Below are 19301 nucleotides of genomic sequence, written 5' to 3'. Positions count from 1 at the left end.
AACCGCTTGAAGCTTTAATTCGGGGGAATACCGGTTATTCTTGATTCGGATTTCTAACCCTTCCATTCCGTACAATTCATACTGATGCCGCCAAGCTCGCAAGGTCTTCTTATGGAGATTGTACTTGTGGGCGACTTCCACCAGAGTGCCCCCACCTGTTTTCAACTCCTCCAAAATCGCCAATTTCTCCGCGCCACTATACTCATTCTTCTTAGCCAAAAGAAATACTCCCCTCCAAGTAGTAGGTTTGTTTTTTAAACCTGTCTACTTAAAGGGGAGCATATCAAAACGAAGAGGGGGCTGTATCTTACTTTTCTGTTGCTTCATTTTTCTGACTATCTTTGTAACAATCTATGCAGAGGCCGTTATTATTCTCAATTTCATACTCGGTCAAACGCGCCTGACAAGATGTACACTGTCTTTCTGTCAATACCAAGTTCACAGCACGATCTCCTTTCCGATATTTTCTCTCTCTATACTCTTATTATAAACGATTCCTTATGTAATACAGCCTGTATGTGTTAAAATTGTGTGAATTCTTTCATAACTTTTCGTCAGGAGCCTGCTCATGCTTGAAACCTTTCTTTCTTACACGATCTCTGGCGAGCCTTTCCGCCTTTTCTCGCTTTCTCACCTGGTTGTTTTGCTGCTTTTTGCCGCTGGCACAGGGGCTCTCTATTTTTTTCGCAAAAAACTTCGCGCCTCTTCCATGAAAGAATATTTGCGCCATGGTCTTGCTGCTACATTGCTTTTGACCGAATTTGCCTTTCAGCTTTGGCATATGTGGACGCAGACCTGGTCGCCTGCCTATACCTTACCGTTGCAGTTGTGCAGTGTCTCCTTGCTTTTCTGTGTCGTCATGCTCTACAGCAAAAGCTATGCCCTTTACGAAGTGACGTTTTTCGCCGGGATTGGCGGCGCCATTCAGGCCATGCTTACTCCCGAACTGTTCTATCCATTCCCGCACTTCCGCTTCCTGCATTTTTTTCTCGCGCATGCCTGCATCATCTGGGCTTGCCTGTACATGACCTGGGTGGAAACGTATCAGCCGACACTGCGTTCTGTTTGGAAAACGATGGGCTTCCTCAACCTGCTTCTCGTCATCGCGCTGCTGGTCAATCGCTGGACGGGCGGGAATTATCTGTTCGTCTCCCGCAAGCCGGATAACCCCAGCCTGATTGATTATCTGGGTGCCTATCCATGGTACATCATCTCCCTCGAAGGCGTCGCAATCGCCATGTTTCTTCTGCTGTACCTGCCCTTCGCTGCATCGAAGAGAAAAAGAACGTCCTCCCCTACATACCGGGACTTCTCCTCCTAAAAACAAAAATCCGGCTCCTGTGCTTCGGAGCCGGATTCTTCTTTGGCCAGCCTGGCTTATCGGGTGTAGACCGCCTTGCCGCCAATCACGGTCATCTCGATTTTGGTTTCGAGCAGGGCATCGGGATCCATAGAGAACAAATCATGAGAATAAACGGTCATGTCCGCGAATTTCCCTCGTGTCAGCGTGCCTTTCAAATGCGATTCTGCCGTTACCTGTGCGCCGCCTGCCGTAAATAAGGCGATCGCTTCCTCCATCGTCAGCTTTTCTTCCGGCATGTATCCTTCATGTGTGTCTCCCGGCGCCTTGCGTGTGACTGCCGCATGAATCCCCAGCAAAGGATCAATCGGCTCAACCGGAGTATCAGAACCGCCCGCACAGATGATGCCTTTGTTCAGCATCGTTTTCCAAATATAGGAGTATTGAATCCGTTCCGGTCCGACCCGATCAATCACCCATGGGAAGTCTCCGGCCAAAAAGCGAGGCTGGATGTCCGCGATGCGGTGGGGATGACGCAGTCTCTCCAGCAGATCGGGGCGGACGATCTGCGTGTGGATCAAACGATCCGGGTACGCGGCAGGCGCGAAGAGATCCAGGCTGTCCAGGACCATTTCCAGTGCCTTGTCCCCTATCGTGTGCACCGCGATCGGCATGGATAGGCTTCTTGCCTGCCTCACCAGCTCTGTCAATTCCTCCTGCTCATGGACTGGATAGCCGCTGGTGGAGGAATCATCCGCATAGGGCGCGGACAAATAAGCAGTCCGTCGACCCAAAGCCCCGTCCGCAAAAATTTTGACGGCGCCGATTCGGACGTGATCGTTGCCGTATCCGGCGTGCATCTGCAGGTCGTGCAGCTCGTGCATATGGGGATAGTAGACGAGCAGGTTGCAGCGCAGCGCCAGTCCTTCCTGGTTGATCAGTTCGTCGTATAGCTGATAGGTTTGCGCCAAGCCGCCCAATTCGCGCAGATCTTCCGTGTGCGCGCCTGTCAATCCATGCTGCATCGCATACTGGATAGAGCGGCGCAAGGATTTTTTCAACTGCTCGTAATCCGGCTTGGGAATATGGGGTCTAACCAGATTCGATGCCGTCTCCAAGAGCATCCCTGTCGGACGCCCTGAAGCCTCATCGCAAACGACTACGCCTCCAGCAGGCACTGGCATTCCTGTGTGGTAGCCAATCATCTCCAGAGCTTTGCTGTTGACCAGATGGGCATGGCCGCAGATGCGCGAGAGCATGATCGGGCAGTGGGGCGCTACTTGGTCCAGCTCCTCGATGCTCGGAATTCCTCCGCTTGCAAACAAATTCTCATCCCAGCCGAATCCCTCGATCCACTCTCCGGGAGCCGTCTCGTCTGCTCTTTGCTTGATCAGCCGAAGCATGTCCTCCTTGGACCTCGCTTTGCCCAGATCAAGCTGCAAAAACGTCAAGCCTTGCCATCCCAAATGCAAGTGGCTGTCGATCAATCCCGGCGTAGCGGTACGCCCCTGCAAATCGATGACATGGGCTCCCTTGCCCCATTGCAAACGCATATCCGCATCACTTCCGAGATCGTGGACAAGTCCCTCCCGTACGACAATTGCCTGTACAAAACGGTTTTGCGGATCTCCTGTGTAAATATGTCCATTCGTAAAAATGGTTGTTGTCATGGCACAGCCCCCTCTATTCATTCCCTCCTTTCTTAATTGCCCGTCTATTGCGATAATCCTTCTGCAAATAAAAAACCTCTACATCGGCCACCATGATTAGACCATTGTAGAGGGTGTTGATTTGTGCAAATCACTTTTGTCTTACTGTCTGCAACGCACGGCTCCATGCAAGGAGTTGGTCAAGCATTTGATTCGCATTCTTGGCATGGTAATCAGCGGGCTTAAATTCGCTCATGTTTTCAAAATCCGTCAAAAGCGAGAATGTAATTGCCGTACGAACATCTGCAACTTGCAATTCACCCAAAATCAGGCGGAGATTTTCGATTGCACGCGCACCGCCCAAGCTGCCGTAAGCGGCAAAACCGGCGGCCTTATTGTTCACCTCAAGATTCAGGTAATCAAGCGCATTTTTTAATACACCGCTGGTGGCATGATTGTATTCTGGTGTTACGAAAATATAGCCATCAAAGGAGGCCATTTTTTCTGACCAGGCTTGCACATGTGCTTTTGCTTCCTCTTGCATCGCTTCAGGTATGGCTGATCCATAAAACGGAAGATTGAAATCAGCAAGATCTACTAGCTCATAGCTTGCCTTGTCGTTGCGTTCGGTTGCAAAATCGTATACCCATTTTGCGACAGCCTCCCCATTGCGTCCTTGCCGTGTACTGCCGATGATGATTCCGATTGATAACACGCAGACCCCTCCTTTAATAGGTGACACAACATTCAGTTTTTGTTAGTCCATAACCAGGACAACCTTCCCTCGACCGTGACCGCTTTCGATCTCTCGATGAGCATCTGCAGCTTGATGCAGCGGAAATGTCTTCCGGATATGGATATGCAATTTCCCTTGTTCGTAAAGCTCAGCAAGTTCAGCAAGTCGATCTACCGACCGCTGGCTGCGGATTACTCGAACACCGAGCTTCTGTGCAAGTTCAAATGCGACGATCGTACCGATACGATTTTTATTCTGAACAAGGGCCAATGATTCCAGCAGGGCTTCACCCCCGGCAGCGTCAAACACAGCGTCCACTCCATCCGGTTTTATGGAACGCACCCGGTCGATGAGACCTTCTCCATATGCGACCGGAATGGCGCCGAGCGAGCGAAGGTAGTCGTGGTTTTGTTCACTCGCAGTACCGATAACGGCTGCCCCCCACGCGCGTGCTAGCTGAACGGCTATCGTCCCAACTCCGCCTGCTGCAGCATGGATTAGCACCGTGTCACCCTTGCCAACTCCCAGCTCTTGTAACGCTGTGTGAGCGGTTTGTCCAGAAGCGGTTATTCCCCCTGCTTCTTCCCAAGGCATGTTTTTTGGCTTGTGCGAAATTTGGTCGACATGGACAACTACATATTCGGCATAACTGGCCAGCAGGGCCCAGCCTATCACTTCATCCCCCACCGAGAAGTTCGTGACATCCTCCCCAACCTGATCAACCACTCCTGCGAACTCATTGCCAAGAATTTGCGGATACCTTACCTCTAGTCCGGGTGGCGCCCATCCGCTGCTCCGTACCGATAAATCAAACGGTTGTACTCCGGCAGCCTTGACTTGAACCCGAACTTGTCCTGCACCCGCCTGTGGATTTTCAAATTCCATTACCCGCAAGACATCAGGAGGACCAGGACTTGCGATCGCCGCAGCTCTCATCATTCATCCCTCGTTTCTAACATCCTTTGAGACGCTAAGATCAGCTTTTCATCCTTTAGTTTATAATCGATTTAAAATAATTGATAATATATATTTATTTATCCATCGATAACCTTGGGTATATGAATGAAGGGCGAACGGATCAGGTAACAACCCGCCAGCGTGCTCCACATTCATTGTATGGCAAAGAGATCGCTATATGTCTGTCGCTGCAGGTTCGGGGTTTTGGGTGAAATGTAAAAAACCTTTCCGCACGGGTTTTCCGGCAGAAAGGTTTATGGGTGGCTTGTTTTTAGGAATTCGCGACTTTTTTGTCTCGTGTGTTCACGATGTGATGGCCCAGCGGCAAGCCTCGTTGCTGCAAATCATCCGCTGTCAGAATAAGGAGCGTCTCATTTTTGCACGGCATCGGCATCAACCCGCCCAATGGACTCATCACCCGTCCATTGGTATCTGTCTCAATGACCACGTACAGACCTTTACCCTCCAATTGCTGCAAAAATTCACTCCAGCACTTGGACGTAATTTGATCGACGTGCTTCGTGAAAATGACACCCATTTCTTGTGCTAACATGTACAATCCCCTTTGTCTTAAGCTCAGATCCCTGATTCATTGATGTTCTCTTCTAACGAATACAAAGATACAGGGAAAAGGTACTTCTGGCAAAATCCACATTGCGCTGGAAAATGCGAAAATGAGCTGTTTTTCACCGCTTTTCGCTACCGCCGCTATCCTTCTCTTGCGCATGCACATCTTTCGCTTCGGCACGCTGTTTTTTGCGGTTTGCCTTTTTTTACACATGCTTTACGCCAGACAAAAGGAGGATTTTTCCAACCGTCCAACGAATATCGTTTTATCTTTTCTTAAAGAAAGAGGTGATGATGATGAGCACGATGTTCCAACGAATTGATACGGTTTTTGTCCCAACCCGCGATATCGAAAAAGCGTTCGCTTGGTATCAGGATGTCCTGGGCGGTCTGCCCGGCTGGAAAAGCGAGAAAGGAGAATACCAATGTGTAAAATTTGGCGACACCTCGATTACGCTGTTTCTCACCGATGATCCCTTGTATTTTCAACCGCGTCGAAGCGCGTTTAACTTCTACGTCCCTCACGCTGGCGAGGCCTACGACTACCTGCTAAACCGCGGTGTCCAGGTAGAAGAGGTCAAGGAGTACGGAGCGAAGTACTTTGCCTTCTACGATCTGGACGGAAACTGCCTGGAGGTTTGCGAGTATTGATCCCTCAGCGGTCGCCGCATTCAGCTTGCAGCAGGCTGGCAAACGAAAGCCAGTGCATCCCGCCTCCCGTCCGCAGCTTGATCCGCTGCTGCGCCTGGTCGATATGCACGACATGTCCTGACAGCTGGCACTGCTCCTTCCCGTCATAATAGGCGAGGGTCAGCATGTCTCCGGATTGATACGCCTGCCAGACCTGCTCACTCAGCTCCGCCAGCTGCTCACTGTCCAGCTCGGGGGGAACGTAGCGGCGCTCCTGTTCCTTGATACGCATGTATAATTCACGGTGCTCCGGCAGTACAAATCGCGAAGAGCCGAATAAATCGTTTTTCTTGCTGCCCATATCTTCCCCTCCCTTTTACGAACCTATGTTCCTATTATATGCGGTTATCCTTCGTTTTATCAACTTCCTTCGATATGAAAAAGAACCCTCGACCAAAAAGGTCGAAGGTTCGGATCTTGACTGAGGGCTGATTCCCGCCTTTTACAGGTCGCGCATGACAGGCGGCACTTCCCTGTATCCTTTTGACTTCACGGCTCCCAGGATAATCCCTGCTGCTAGCCAGCTTCCGCCAACGACATAGGTCATGGTATCGAAACCTGACCAGACGAAGAAAATGATGGAAAATCCTAACAATGGAAGCAGGCCATACAGCAGAAGACTCTTGGGATCCCGCTGTTTTTTCTTGAAAACAAAGTAGATGATGACGGTCAGATTCAGCATCATGAAGGAGGTTAACGCACCGAAGTTGACCAGCTTAATGATCGTTTCAATGGAGACGAATAAGGCAACAAAGAATGAGACTATTCCGACAAAAATGGTTGCGTTGAAAGGTGTTTTGTAGACCGGATGTATTTTTCCCAATATTCCGGCAAACGGCAGCAAATTATCCCGGCTCATAGAGTAGATGATGCGGGCGATGGCCGATTGAATCGCCAATGCATTCGCGATTCCTACTGCAGCTACAGCGATGATGATAAACAGGTAATAGAGAAGATCCCCGCCGACCTCTCTGGCAATATCGAAGTAAGCCATATCCGGATCAAGGTCCTGGTAATGAGGATGTGCGAGTGACGCCAGATAGGTTTGCACCATGAAGATCATCCCGATGGCGACTAGTGAAAATACAGTCGCTCGACCGACCGTTCTCCGCGGCTCCTTCACCTCTTCGGACAACGTACTGATGACATCAAAGCCCAGAAATCCGAGCACTGCGATCGATGCGGCACTTGCCAGAAACTCGAGGTTCACTTTGTCCGGCTGAATCAGCGGAGCTAATGAGAAACCGCCTGTTCCCTGTCCGTCCACGAAGACGAATTTGATCGTGCAGGCGATGAATACCGCTAACACCGAGAGCTCCAAGATGAGGAATACCAGGTTCGTCCGGGCAGTCAGGGAAATCCCTCTCGCATTGATGAAGGTATTGATGAAAAGGAACAACAGAATCAGCAGGTAAGTCGGGATTGCCGGAAAAATGCTGTTCAGCCACATTGCCGAAAAAGACGCCAATAACGCGGGGCCCATTATGTAATCGACAGCAATCAACCAGCCTGTCGCAAACCCAACATGCGGGTTTACCCCCCGCTGCACGTAGGAATACACGGAGCCCGCAATGGGAAACTCCTTGCTCATCTGACTGTAGCTGAGTGCTGTAAATACCATGGCCACAATCCCGACCAGGTAGACGAGCGGCACCATGCCTGAACTCTCGTGCGCCAGCATGCCGTAGACCTGGATGGGCGCGATCGGGAGCATCGTGATCAAGCCGTAGACAACCAGATCTTTCATGGTCAAGGCACGCTTCAGTTCCTGTTTGTAGCCGAGGTTGGTCAAAGCAGCTCCATTTTCTTTCAAGCCTGTCTGTACGTTCATGTCACCCAAGTCAATCCCCCCGATTTAGATGGATGCAAAAATCTGCAAGAGGCGTGGCCCCTCACTCGAAAGTGAGGGCCACGTATTTCAGCTCCGTAAATTCTTCGACGCCTTGCTTTCCTCCGACACGTCCGATTCCACTCGCCTTCACACCGCCAAACGGCGCTTGTGGATAAGCGAGAGAGGTCCCGTTGATCGCCATGTTTCCTACTTCAAGGCCCGCGATCATGCGGAACATTCTGGCGGCGTCCCGCGTAAAGACGTAGCCGGCCAGCCCATACGGCGTGTTGTTGCTGCGTTCAAGCACCTCTGTCTCATCTTCGAAGGTAAGAACCGGAGCTACTGGGCCAAAGATCTCTTCCCGAGTCAGCTCCATGTCATGTGTCACATCGTCCAGAAGAGTGGGCGCAAAAAACAGTCCATTTCCCAGTCCGTTTTCTGTAAGCCGGCGACCGCCTGCCAGCACCTTGGCCCCTTTTTCCACAGCATCCGCTACCAGACGCTCCACCTTGGCCAAGTAGGAAGGATCGATCATGGCTCCCACCTGGCTTTCTGGCGCCAATCCCGGGGCCACTTGCAGTCGGCTGATCCGCTCCGCCAGCTTGTCCACCAATTCCCGATGGATTTTTTTGTGGGCATAGATGAGGTTGATCCCGTTGCACACCTGCCCGGCATTTTCGAATTTATTGCTGACGATTTTCTCCGCTGCCGCGTCCAGATCGGCATCCGGGAAAACGATGACCGGAGAGTTTCCACCCAATTCCAAGGTCAATCGCTTCACGTGATCAGCAGCCTGCCTCATCAGGATTTTGCCTACTTCCGTGGAACCCGTGAACGAAATTTTCCGCACTCTTGGGTCTGCTGAAAGCATGTTGCCGATGGCAGCCGGTTCACCCGTCACCAGGTTCGCGACACCCTGGGGAATGCCTGTCTCCATCAGGTGACGGAACAAAGCAATAGCGATACAAGGTGTCTGCTCTGCAGGCTTCAGCACAAAGGTACATCCTGCCACCAATGCCGGAGCCACCTTTTGCGCCAAGATCGCCGCCGGAAAATTGGCAGGCGTAATGAGACCGGCTACACCTACAGCCTCTCGAAAGACCATCAGCTTTTGTCCTGGATTCGATGCAGGGATGATCTCTCCCGCCAGCCTCTGTCCTTCTTCCGCATTGTAGCGAATCATGTACGCGGTTCCCGCTATTTCGCCCCGTGCCTCGGCAAGCGGTTTCCCTTGCTCGCTCGACAGGAGGAGTGCAAGCTCCTCATGATGGGCCAAAATCCGGTCTGCCCAGTCCAGCAAGTATCCAGCCCGATCCCCTGCTGTCCGCTTGGACCATTCCGGAAATGCCTGATAGGCGGCGTCGATCGCTTGCTTCGTCTCCCTTTCTCCCCCATTGGGAACATAGGCCAGGACTGCTCCTGTCGCCGGGTTGTATACTTCGAAGGTCTCCGGCAACGTGACTTGCTCTCCGTTAATCCACATGTGGTTCCATTCCATGCTCTTCTCTTTCATCTGTCATGCTCCACTCCTTTCACAACCTGCTCTGCCCGCTTCCGACACCGCCCTTATGACGGCTCCTGGCAGCTAGATGAACTCGAAGTATTTTTTCCGCTCCCAATCCGTCACTTCCGCGAAATAATCGTTCAGCTCGTTGCGGGCCGCCGTCAGATAATGCTCCACCACTTCATTGCCCAGAAGCTGCCGCACGATTTCGCTTCGATCCAGTTGCGTAATCGCTTCGACGAGATTGGAAGGAAGGCGCTCTACATCGGGATTGCTGGAGGGCTCGCCACGAGTAGGGGCTGCGATGTCTATGCGATTTTCGATGCCGTAGAGACCGGATGCCAGCATAGCGGCAAGGACCAGATAGTGATTGACATCTGCTCCCGGAATCCGGTTTTCAATCCGGCATGACTTCCCTTTGCCATCGGTGCGAAACGAAGTGAAGCGGTTGTCTTCACCCCAGGTCAAGGTGTTGGGAGCTCCGCCGCCATTGGCAAGCCGCTTGTACGAATTGATGTACGGTGCGTAAAAGAGCATCATGGCTGGAGAAAGCGCCAGCATGCCGCCGAGGAAAAAGCGGCCTGTCTCGGAAAGTCCATACGTGCCGGCCGGATCGTAAAACAGATTGTTGCCATTTGTATCCCACAGGCTGATATGGGTATGTCCGCTGCTGCCTGGCTCATCCGTGTCAGGCTTGGCCATAAATGTCGCCATCAGCTTGTTCAGAACCGCCATTTCCTTGATGCCGTTCTTGTAAACGGCTGTGCGATCCGCCATCTCCAGCGCTTCGGCATATCGGACATTCAGCTCAACCTGTCCCTTGCCGTATTCGCCCTTGATCGCCTCCAATGGAACTCCTGCTCCCTCCAAATGGCGAGACAACTGCGAGAGAAACCAGTCATCCACATTTAAGCGAAAGATGGAATAATCGACCGGATAGGCGAACAGCGGCTTCAGATCAAGAAAGTTCTTTTCACGAATGCTATCGCTCGTCTCCTGATACAAGTAGAACTCCATCTCCGACGCAGCATTGACGATGTATCCCTTGGCGGCGGCCTTGCTTAACTGCCGTTTCAGAATATTGCGCGGTGCTATCGATACTTCCGATCCGTCCTTGTTGTACAGATCGCCCAGCACCAGTGCTGTCCGTTCAATCCAGGGGTAGCGACGCAAGGTGTTCAGATCGGGAACGACCAGCATGTCGTGCAACCCGCTGTCCAGATTGCAGAACTCATAATTTTCCGCATATTTCAGGCTGGCATCCCAAATGAAGTTAATGGCACAAGTGTGAATGCCGTCCTTGGCGTCATCCAAAAAGTAGCGGGCAGGCACCTTTTTCCCGAACAGCTTGCCCTGCATGTCGACGCCCGCAATCGTTACCGTTTCGATTTCACCACTGGCCACCAGCTCTGCCAACTGCGCAAGATCAATCTTTCCCACTTGCCTTCCCCCCTCTCTCCTTAGTGAATGGTCCAACCGCCGTCGACGACAAGCGTGCTTCCCGTGATGTACTCCGACTCATCGTACGAGAGAAAGACTACGGCATTGGCTACATCAGACGGTTTTCCAACTCGTCCTGCCGGCACACGTTCCAGAACCCACTCTTTTACCTCTGGGTTTTCCAAGCCTTTTTGTGTAAAGGGCGTTTCCACCACGCCAGGAGCCACTGCATTTACCGTAATGCCATGGGAAGCAAGCTCCAGCGCGATTGCTTTGGTCAGCATGAACAGTCCGCCCTTGGACGAGTTGTAATGCGGCTGGCAATGACCGCTGCTGGAAACCACGCGATGCGCTTCAACTGAAGTGATATTGATAATTCTGCCGCCTCGGCCCGCCTTGATCATTTCTTTGGCTGCTGCCTGGGAGCAGAGGAATGGCGCTTTCAGATTGACGTTGTGGACGCGGTCCCACTCCTCTACCCCAAGCTCGAGAAATGGCGTGAAAGCGACGATGCCGGCATTGTTTACGAGAATATCGAGTTGACCGAACTCCTGAACTGTTTGCGACACCATTTTTTCTACATCTGCCGGATTGGTAACGTCCACCTTGATTACCATCCCTTTGCTTCCCGCCGGCGCCATCGCGACAGTTTCATTGGCTCCCGCCTCGTTGATGTCCGCAACGACGACTGTCGCCCCCTCCTCGAAGTAGCGCAATGCGATGGCCCGCCCATTTCCGGATCCGGCTCCTGTTACAATAACCACTTTGTTTTGCAGTTTCATTTGACATCTTCCCTTCCCTGAATGGATTGTACGAATTTTTGCAGGATTTGTTGATAAGTAAATAATGATCGGATATCTACGTATTCATCTGGACCATGATGATTGGCACCAATCGGTCCAAACTCGACTGCCGGTATGCCGTGCGCGGCGAAAAAACGCGTGTCTGCAGAGCCGTCTTGGCCAAACATCCTCACCGGCATATCAGCCACTGTACTCGTCGTTTGGCTCAGCAGTTGAACGTATGGGTCACCTGCGGGGGTCAGAACGGGAGCGCCTTCCTGGAGTACGCTTACGCTTGCCTCCGGGACAGCTTGCCGAATATCGGAGAGGATCTCATCCCGATCTTGTCCAGGCAGATAACGAATATCCAGGCAGAACGAGCATGCGTCAGGCACCTGATTGAGCGCCCCTCCCGCTTCGATCCGCGCAATATTGAAGGACGGACGATCGTAGAAAGCTGTGCTTTGTTTCAAGAAGTCGAGCCCTTCGATCTTACGGTACACGTCCATCGCGGAGAGAATCGCATTTTTCCCGAGCCAGGGACGGCTTCCGTGAGCGGCGACACCAGTCACTTGCACCTTCAGCTGCAACACGCCCTTGGCCTGGACGGCAATATGCAAGTTCGTAGGTTCCCCGCAAATGACGAAATCACCAAGGAAGCCATTTTGCGCCAAGAAGCCTGTTCCCTTCATGCCTCCCGTCTCTTCATCCGGCACCAGCTGCAAGAGAACATTGCAATCAAGCTCTTCCTCCCGAAGCTCAACCATCGCCATCATCATGGCGGCTACTGCGCCGAGCATATCGTAGCTGCCTCGTGCATACAGCCTGTCCTCGACGAGCTTTGGTTCAAACAAATGAGGCTCCCCCGGCACGACGTCGAGATGTCCATTCAACACGACTGTTGGCTTTCCAGGTTTGCGTGCGCCCTTGCTTGCCACTACGCTTTTCAGTCCCTGATTCATCAGGATCTCCGTCTTGACGCCATGACGGTTCAGCCACTCCGCACAGAATGTCGCCGATTGATTGATCGCAGTCGCAGTAGTGGCTTCCATTCGAATCAGGTCACTCAGCAATGCAAGCAATGGCTTCTCCATCCCTACCACATCCTTCTTGCCTTTTCTGTCTTTGTTCTCTATATGGGGCGGCATCCTTCCCCTCCTATCGAGAGAAAATTTAGTAAATCTTCACACAAATCACAATTGCAAAAACCATGCCATCTTTTTAACAGGAAAAAGACTAGGCTTGCACGAAATAAAAATGGGATAATCGGGCTACAATCACCCATTTATCCCATTTCACCCATTCATCCAATTGCTTTTAACATTCCTGCAAATAGGCACTTCCCTTGCTTGTCAATTTACAGCCCGCCCGACCAGGGGTAACTTCGATCAAGCCAGCAGCCCGCAGGTGATCGAGCGCCTTGCGCATGTCACTTTCTGTTACCACATAGCCGTTCTCCCTGGCGCGTCTAACCAGTGCTCGTCTGCCGGTATTTTGTCCATTCACCCTGCCTTGGTGAATCAGCTGCAAAATCAAGGTCTCCCTTTTTTCACTCGGCAGCTCCTGCAAATCGGGATGCGGAGTCATGCGATCAGACAAAGAGTCAGCACTGCCCTGCAAAAACGGGGGAATGTCCTCCAGCGTCTCAGAACCTTCATTCATAAACGCGATATACTCCATCGTATTTTCCAGTTCCCTGACATTCCCGGGCCATGGATACTGCATCAGTGCGTCCTTCAGCTGATGAACATGACCCGGATGGGCGCCCCTGCGCTCCAGAAACCAGGTCGCCAAATACGGAATGTCCTCGGGCCGTTCGCGAAGCGGTGGGATATCCAGCTGCAACACCCGCAGACGATAGTACAAATCATCGCGAAAGGTACCTTCCGACACCAATTTGGACAAATCCCGATTGGTGGCAGCGATGATCCGGACATCGATCGGAAAAAGCCTCGTGCCCCCTACCTTCAATACCTCTTTTTGCTGAATCACGCGCAATAGCCGGCTTTGCAAGCTAGGTGAAATGTCGCCAATCTCGTCCAAAAAGATCGTACCCTTATGCGCTTCCTCAAATAAGCCCGGCTTTCCTCCCTTTTTGGCCCCCGTAAACGCCCCATCTTCATAGCCAAACAGCTCGCTCTCAAGCAAATTATCTGGCAATGCGCTGCAATTGACTGCAACGAATGGATAGTTCGCACGCTTCGACGATTGATGGATCGCGTGAGCAAACAGTTCTTTTCCCGTCCCGCTCTCCCCCAGAATCAGCACATTCAAATCGGTAGATGCCATTTTTTTCGCCCGCTGTACGATCTGTTTCATTTTCTCGCTGACCGTCACCAGATCGTGAAAGCCGAACTTGGCCACGTGTCCCTTGGGTTGAAAGCGGAGCTTCAATTCCAGCTCTTCCACCCGCTTCGCCACTTTGAGCGTCAACACGCCTCCTGTCATCCTGCCGTTCGTGATGATATGCTGATTGTTGAGAATCACCTTCTGCTTCTTGATTTGTGTCAGGACATCCTTCCATTCTTCCTCGAACGAAGGACATTCCGCTCCTTCCTGCTTGAGCAAGCGCGTGACATCCTGTGCCTCTTCCGCGGTACAGGAAAAGAATGCTCTAGCCTCTTGGTTGAACAGCGTAATGCTGCCGTGTTGATCATAGCCAATGACAACGTCCTGAACCATGTTCAGCGTTTGCTGCAGCATTTTTTTGGTATGAATCAAGCCTTTCATGGTCAGTTCCAAACCTTGACTGCGCGATACGATGTTTTCTGCGTATCGGGACAGAATGTTGCGGGTTGTGCCGTTCAACAAGTTCAATTGCGTCAGCATATCCACCATGGTCCCTACATCTACGACCCGACCGCCGATGTCCACGATCTGGTTCACATAGTCCGGGACCAGATGGCTTTCACCTGGCGTAATCGCGATGGGAAGCTGTTCGGACAGCGCGACCCCCGGATAGTAGGCCACGCACTCGATATGTCTTGCCCCGAGTTCATACAGAAGGGCGATTGCCTCCTCTGCCGAATCTTTTTCATCATTGACGAGCAGCAATCGTGTTCCCGTAGGAATCGCCATTACATTTTCCCAACTGCCGAGCGTCAAGGTCCGGCGGATGACCAGAATCACAGTACCTGGTTTGATCCAGGGAGGAGTATTCCTGAGGAAAATGGTATGGGTACTGATCAGGACCATGTCAAAATCGATATCCTGATCCCCCCAGTCCTTGATGGGGATTCCTGAAAAATCAATCCATTGCCCAAATAATCCATTCAATTGATCGACAATTTCCCCGGCGGTCTTCCGTGAACCGGCAATGATGGCTACTCGCGGCCTTCTTGGTATGTTCACCTGATGACTTCCTCTCTTCTGTTGCTGCATCATTTTACTCCTGCTACCCTTTATTTCTCTTTTGTTCATCGTAGCACAATTTGGAATTATCAGCTGAGTCTGTTTTGTTTCAAAATATTTAAATAATTAATCCCCCGGGGCTGGCTAGAAGTCCCCTTCATTGTGCCTTCTCTCCTTGCTGATAGCCTGATACCCACAGACGGATCAATTCCTGGCATTCCGCCCGCAGAATTTCGATCGAATAGATGGCCTCTCGCAGATAGCCGCGCTGCCGATACTGAACCACATAGGCATGCCCCTGCTTTTGGGAGCGGACTACGTAGCACCCCCGCTGGCGCAAAAGGCGGCGAATGGCATGGTGCTGCCGTTCTGCCCAGCGGGAAAGCTCTTGAAAAATGCTGTCGTAGGTCAGCTTCAGGACGACCTGATGCGTCGAATCCATGTCCACCATTACGACTCGAAACAAAATGCCGAAAAGAATGAACCGTCGGATCAGATCCATCTCTTGTTCTTGCTGTTCTTTTCCTGATTCCTCCGGCTCGATCATTTATAATGCCCCCCGATCTTCCGGGCGCGCTCCCTCGCCTGGCCGGCTCCCAGCAGAGACGTAGCCCGCAGGATGGCATCCGGACCGTACTTGGAGCGAATCCCGTCCATCGCATGGGCCAGCGAACGCCGTCTGTGATTGTCCGTAAACAGATTCAACTGAAGCACGTTGTCCGGGACCAACTGCCCGAGATTGACTCCGACACTTCGCACAGGCGTCCCTTGCCAGTGGCGGTCAAACAGGCAGCAGACTGCCTCATACAGCGTCGTCGCGTCATTCGTCTGCTCCTCCAGCTTCAACTGGCGGCCAAATCCGTTGGCTGCATCCAAATCAGCGCCGCGGCACCCTACCGAGACGACCGATCCCATCAGCTCCTTGCTCCGCGCCCGTCGAGCGACCTCCTCGCACAGCTCCAGCAGGACCACCTTGATTTCTGCCGCTGTGTGGTAATCGCGCGGCAGCGTCATGTGGTGGCCGATCCCTTTTTGCGTATCGTAGGTACGAAGCGAGACAGGCGAATCATCCAGCCCATGTGCAGTGCGCCACAACACCTCTCCGTTTACTCCCCATCGCTGTGTGAGGACGGCTGGAGACAGTCTCGCCAGCTGCCCGATCTGGTAGACGCCCATACGGTGAAAATGCCGCTTCATCCGCGAGCCCACCCCAAACAGCTTCTCGATCGGCAGCTTCCACAGCGTCTCCTCCAGCTCCTCCTTCTTCAACCAAAAAACGCCCGCCTCTTGTTTTTTGGCGAAGTTGTCGCAAGCCATTTTCGCCAGCACCTTGTTCTCCCCGATGCCTACCCGGCAGTTGATCCCCGTCTCCAGCCAGACGCGCTGGCGGATCTGCGCCGCCATCTGATACACATCCCCAAACAAATGGACACTCCCTGTTACATCGAGGAACTGCTCGTCGATGGAGTACGGCTCTACCTTGTCGGTAAAAGACTCGAAAATTTGTGTAATCTGCATCGAAATGTGAATATAGGTTTCCATGCGCGGACGCACGACGACGAGACGCCGGCATTTTTGCTGGGCCTGCCACAGCGCTTCTGCTGTGACAACGCCATACGTTTTGGCGATTGGACAGGCAGCCAGAACCACACCGCTGCGCCGCTCAGGATCTCCTGCTACGACGATCGGCTGATCCCGAAGCGCTGGATTGGCTGCTTTCTCGATACTGGCGTAGAAGCTTTGCATGTCGATGAGAAAAATAATCCGCTTGTTCGCCTTGGTCATCCTAGACCATCTCCTATATAAGAACGTTTGTTCGCATGAACCTTTTGTTCTTAGTATAGCAAACAAACGTTCGCTTTTATACCTCCTTTTCTTCTTTTGGGCTTGGTAATTTTTGCTGGCTCGTCCCGGGCTCGCTCGGAATAAGAAAAACTCAGGAAGATCAAGATCACCCGAGTCTTTTTGCTTTCGTGGTCCTCAAGCTGTAGTGGAGCAGAGGAAAAAGGCGAGAACGCTCAGGCGGGTTGGGATCTTCGCTGGGGGGCATCCCTGGCCGGCTACACTCCAAAAGCGGAACCGCGGCCAAAAGCAGCCAGTTCGAAGAAGGAGTACAGGGTTGGCCGCTAAATGCATGTTCCGCCTTTTCCGTTGCGCCTAAGTCAAGATCCCAAATACCTTCGCTTTTCTCCCCTTTTTCCTCGACCAGCTTTTCTTGCTCCCCCCACCTTTTACGTGCCTCTCATGGAGCATCTTGATCTTCAGATCGAAATGGGATCCTTCGTACATCGTGACAGCCTTCATATACAAACAGCTTAAAACCCATCTTTGCCACAATTCCGGACCTATTTGTTAAAAAAACAGGGCTGTGCGAAAACAACAGCCCTGCTTTGGATTCATGATTCGGACCATTACTTGCTCGCGGCCAAATCGCGATTGCTGGATACATACAGCCAATTCCCGTCCCGGCTAACCCCGAGCAAATGAAACGTGCTTGGCAATCCCGTGCGCAAGACTCGATCCTGCTTGCGGTCCGCGTCAAATAAATGGAGCGACAGAAAGCTCTCCTGCATGTCACTCGTGCTTTCCCATTTGACGTAGACGTACTGATGGCTGCCGGGTAGCCAGAATCCCTGACCCAGATAGTCCGCTACCGCCTCAGTGCCTTTGAACAGACCAGCAGTCAGGTACATCTGGTACATGCCGTCGTCGCTTGCGGCATAACCCGCCCAGGAATCTGCTGGAACAGGCGGATTCCACTCGCTTACGGTACCGGTCATCCAGTCCAGGCGATACCGCTTTTCTGCGTACGACTCCTCATGTTCACGCATCGAAAACGTAACCTGCTGTCCATCATCGGCAAATCGGACCGTTACCAGCGAATCGTCCACTTCGCTCCTCGCAACCACTCCCTGCATGACGCCAGGCAGACGCAGCTCGATCTTTCCTGCCTCCAGGTCGTATACGGCAAAATCCAGATCCTTCCTCTGTTCGGCAGTCCCGATCGCCATCAACAGGCGCTGACGATCCTTGCTGAAGCTGGCGCCATAGACATAGCCGTCTACTTTTACCGTCGCAGCGGTGTCGCTAGGAGGCACTTCTGCACCTGCTGGAGGTGTCGCAAAGAAAAAGCCGCGACGATCCGCAATAAACTCGCCCTCTCCCTGATAATGCTCAAGCAGCTCGCCAGGATAGGAAATCAATTGTTTCGCTTGATTGTCATACAGCCAGTACAGCTTGGGGTAGCGAGCGTCACATTCACAATACCGCGTATAGCGGCTCACCAGAAAAAAACGTGCGTCCTCGTCGAGCATCGTCGTATTGTAACTGACCGTCCAATCCGTCATCTTCTCCTGTTCCTTGCCGTCCAGCGAAACTCGCCACACCTGATCCGGAAGCATCACCAAAGCCCGAAAATCGGGCGGTTCCTCCGCCAAGGGACTGCCTTTCGCCGTTTTCGCACCAGCTACGTGCAAACGATACTCAGCCCACTCGTTCTCCGATGTCTTCGGCTGCGGCAGCTCAGCCAAAACGTGAAGCTGCTGATCGTGGACCCAGTGAAATGTCAGCAGCGGCTCGACATATCCCAAATCCTCCAGCTTGGCTTCTGCCTGGGCGTTGTCGCGAATCGCCTGCTCCACGCTGGAACGGTCCATCGGCTGACGGAAAAAGAGCGTATAGCCTTGTGGTTCCGTCCCCACGATAGTCCGCATGGGTGATTGAAGCCGCGGCTCCTCATCCAATCGAATAACGACATCCTCCTGCATCGCTGCATAGGCATACGGAATTTCCACTGTCCTCCACTTCGCTTGATTCGTCCCTTCCTGCTCCAGGGGCGGAGTGGCTGGCGTACTCCCGGGCACAGCAGGAGTACCGGCTCCAGATGAATCGGTCGAGTCGCCGATGCTGCATCCCGCGAGCCATACAACAGACAGGCAAACCAAAAAGCCAGCTCTTACACAACGTGATAAGAACAAGCATAGTCCCCCTTTTGACTGCTATTTCTCTTCCCCATAATGACGCATCAAAGAACTTCATTGTTACACAGAGAGGAAAAAGAAAAAGCCCTCCTTTGCTGATATGCTCCCCTTTAAGTAGACAGGTTTAAAAAACAAACCTACTACTTGGAGGGGAGTATTTCTTTTGGCTAAGAAGAATGAGTATAGTGGCGCGGAGAAATTGGCGATTTTGGAGGAGTTGAAAACAGGTGGGGGCACTCTGGTGGAAGTCGCCCACAAGTACAATCTCCATAAGAAGACCTTGCGAGCTTGGCGGCATCAGTATGAATTGTACGGAATGGAAGGGTTAGAAATCCGAATCAAGAATAACCGGTATTCCCCTGAATTAAAGCTTCAAGCGGTTCAAGATTATTTGTCGGGGAAGTATTAACAATATGAACTCATCGATACATACAAAAGTGAAAGCCGAACTCAGCACAGAAGCTGTATTGCCAAGTATAATAGTCATATCAGCTTTAAATCGGTTAACGAGGGA

18 protein-coding genes are annotated in these 19301 nt (G+C 52.1%); 3 read left to right on the top strand and 15 right to left on the bottom strand.

Features of this window, described 5'->3' with window-relative positions; all coding sequences use genetic code 11:
- The coding region (locus EDM58_RS18140; protein ID WP_148039345.1) for a transposase at positions 1-219 on the bottom strand (219 nt) is incomplete at its 3' end.
- Positions 220-568: 349 nt separating this feature from the next.
- On the opposite strand from EDM58_RS18140, the gene EDM58_RS18135 reads away from it, so the two are divergent.
- Positions 569-1321 carry a YwaF family protein gene (locus EDM58_RS18135; protein ID WP_122914570.1) on the top strand — a complete coding sequence of 251 codons (753 nt, stop codon included), beginning with the start codon at positions 569-571 and terminating at the stop codon, positions 1319-1321.
- 56 nt (positions 1322-1377) lie between these two features.
- Here EDM58_RS18135 and EDM58_RS18130 read toward each other — a convergent pair whose 3' ends face one another.
- The 4 genes from EDM58_RS18130 to EDM58_RS18115 all read right to left on the bottom strand — a co-directional run bounded on the left by EDM58_RS18130 (position 1378) and on the right by EDM58_RS18115 (position 5195).
- Complete coding sequence (locus tag EDM58_RS18130; RefSeq protein WP_122914569.1) at positions 1378-2970, bottom strand: amidohydrolase; 1593 nt, start codon at positions 2968-2970, stop codon at positions 1378-1380.
- A gap of 130 nt (positions 2971-3100) precedes the next feature.
- A complete protein-coding gene (locus EDM58_RS18125; protein ID WP_122914568.1) occupies positions 3101-3664 on the bottom strand; it encodes an NADPH-dependent FMN reductase in 564 nt (187 codons plus the stop codon).
- A 42-nt stretch (positions 3665-3706) separates the two neighbouring features.
- The gene (locus EDM58_RS18120; RefSeq protein ID WP_122914567.1) at positions 3707-4621 is read right to left on the bottom strand and encodes an NADP-dependent oxidoreductase; all 915 of its coding nucleotides are present in this window, start codon (positions 4619-4621) and stop codon (positions 3707-3709) included.
- A gap of 292 nt (positions 4622-4913) precedes the next feature.
- The gene (locus EDM58_RS18115) at positions 4914-5195 is read right to left on the bottom strand and encodes a hypothetical protein (protein ID WP_023557278.1); all 282 of its coding nucleotides are present in this window, start codon (positions 5193-5195) and stop codon (positions 4914-4916) included.
- 311 nt (positions 5196-5506) lie between these two features.
- Here EDM58_RS18115 and EDM58_RS18110 point away from each other — a divergent pair, with 311 nt between their 5' ends.
- Complete coding sequence (locus tag EDM58_RS18110) at positions 5507-5860, top strand: VOC family protein (protein WP_122914566.1); 354 nt, start codon at positions 5507-5509, stop codon at positions 5858-5860.
- A gap of 4 nt (positions 5861-5864) precedes the next feature.
- On the opposite strand, the gene EDM58_RS18105 is transcribed toward EDM58_RS18110, so the two are convergent.
- The 10 genes from EDM58_RS18105 to EDM58_RS18060 all read right to left on the bottom strand — a co-directional run bounded on the left by EDM58_RS18105 (position 5865) and on the right by EDM58_RS18060 (position 18784).
- Positions 5865-6200, bottom strand: coding sequence for a YolD-like family protein (locus EDM58_RS18105; RefSeq protein ID WP_122914565.1), 336 nt, complete (start codon positions 6198-6200; stop codon positions 5865-5867).
- Between the two features lie 141 nt (positions 6201-6341).
- Positions 6342-7730, bottom strand: a complete 1389-nt coding sequence (locus EDM58_RS18100; protein ID WP_122914572.1) for an APC family permease — start codon at positions 7728-7730, stop codon at positions 6342-6344.
- Positions 7731-7791: 61 nt separating this feature from the next.
- Positions 7792-9243 carry an NAD-dependent succinate-semialdehyde dehydrogenase gene (locus EDM58_RS18095; RefSeq protein WP_246000850.1) on the bottom strand — a complete coding sequence of 484 codons (1452 nt, stop codon included), beginning with the start codon at positions 9241-9243 and terminating at the stop codon, positions 7792-7794.
- Between the two features lie 72 nt (positions 9244-9315).
- A complete protein-coding gene (locus EDM58_RS18090) occupies positions 9316-10674 on the bottom strand; it encodes a glutamine synthetase family protein (RefSeq protein WP_122914564.1) in 1359 nt (452 codons plus the stop codon).
- Positions 10675-10694: 20 nt separating this feature from the next.
- A complete protein-coding gene (locus EDM58_RS18085) occupies positions 10695-11456 on the bottom strand; it encodes an SDR family NAD(P)-dependent oxidoreductase (protein ID WP_122914563.1) in 762 nt (253 codons plus the stop codon).
- Positions 11453-12604 carry a M20 family metallopeptidase gene (locus EDM58_RS18080; RefSeq protein ID WP_122914562.1) on the bottom strand — a complete coding sequence of 384 codons (1152 nt, stop codon included), beginning with the start codon at positions 12602-12604 and terminating at the stop codon, positions 11453-11455. The genes EDM58_RS18085 and EDM58_RS18080 overlap by 4 nt, the downstream gene beginning before the upstream one ends.
- A gap of 169 nt (positions 12605-12773) precedes the next feature.
- The gene (locus tag EDM58_RS18075; RefSeq protein ID WP_183187552.1) at positions 12774-14807 is read right to left on the bottom strand and encodes a sigma-54 interaction domain-containing protein; all 2034 of its coding nucleotides are present in this window, start codon (positions 14805-14807) and stop codon (positions 12774-12776) included.
- Positions 14808-14964: 157 nt separating this feature from the next.
- On the bottom strand, positions 14965-15354 hold the full coding sequence (locus EDM58_RS18070; RefSeq protein WP_122914560.1) for a YhjD family protein: 390 nt from the start codon (positions 15352-15354) through the stop codon (positions 14965-14967).
- Positions 15351-16592, bottom strand: coding sequence for a DNA polymerase IV (locus EDM58_RS18065; RefSeq protein WP_122914559.1), 1242 nt, complete (start codon positions 16590-16592; stop codon positions 15351-15353). The genes EDM58_RS18070 and EDM58_RS18065 overlap by 4 nt, the downstream gene beginning before the upstream one ends.
- 626 nt (positions 16593-17218) lie before the next feature.
- A complete protein-coding gene (locus tag EDM58_RS18060; RefSeq protein WP_148039344.1) occupies positions 17219-18784 on the bottom strand; it encodes a hypothetical protein in 1566 nt (521 codons plus the stop codon).
- 166 nt (positions 18785-18950) lie between these two features.
- Between EDM58_RS18060 and EDM58_RS18055 the strand changes: the two genes are divergently transcribed.
- Positions 18951-19196: a transposase gene (locus EDM58_RS18055; protein ID WP_122914557.1), complete on the top strand. Its 246-nt coding sequence runs from the start codon at positions 18951-18953 to the stop codon at positions 19194-19196.
- Positions 19197-19301: the final 105 nt, after the last annotated feature.

Source organism: Brevibacillus panacihumi, from assembly GCF_003710985.1.
In the GTDB taxonomy this organism is placed as follows: domain Bacteria; phylum Bacillota; class Bacilli; order Brevibacillales; family Brevibacillaceae; genus Brevibacillus; species Brevibacillus panacihumi.
The sequence above is the reverse complement of the archived record's forward strand: the minus strand, read 5'-3'. Positions and strand labels throughout refer to the sequence as shown.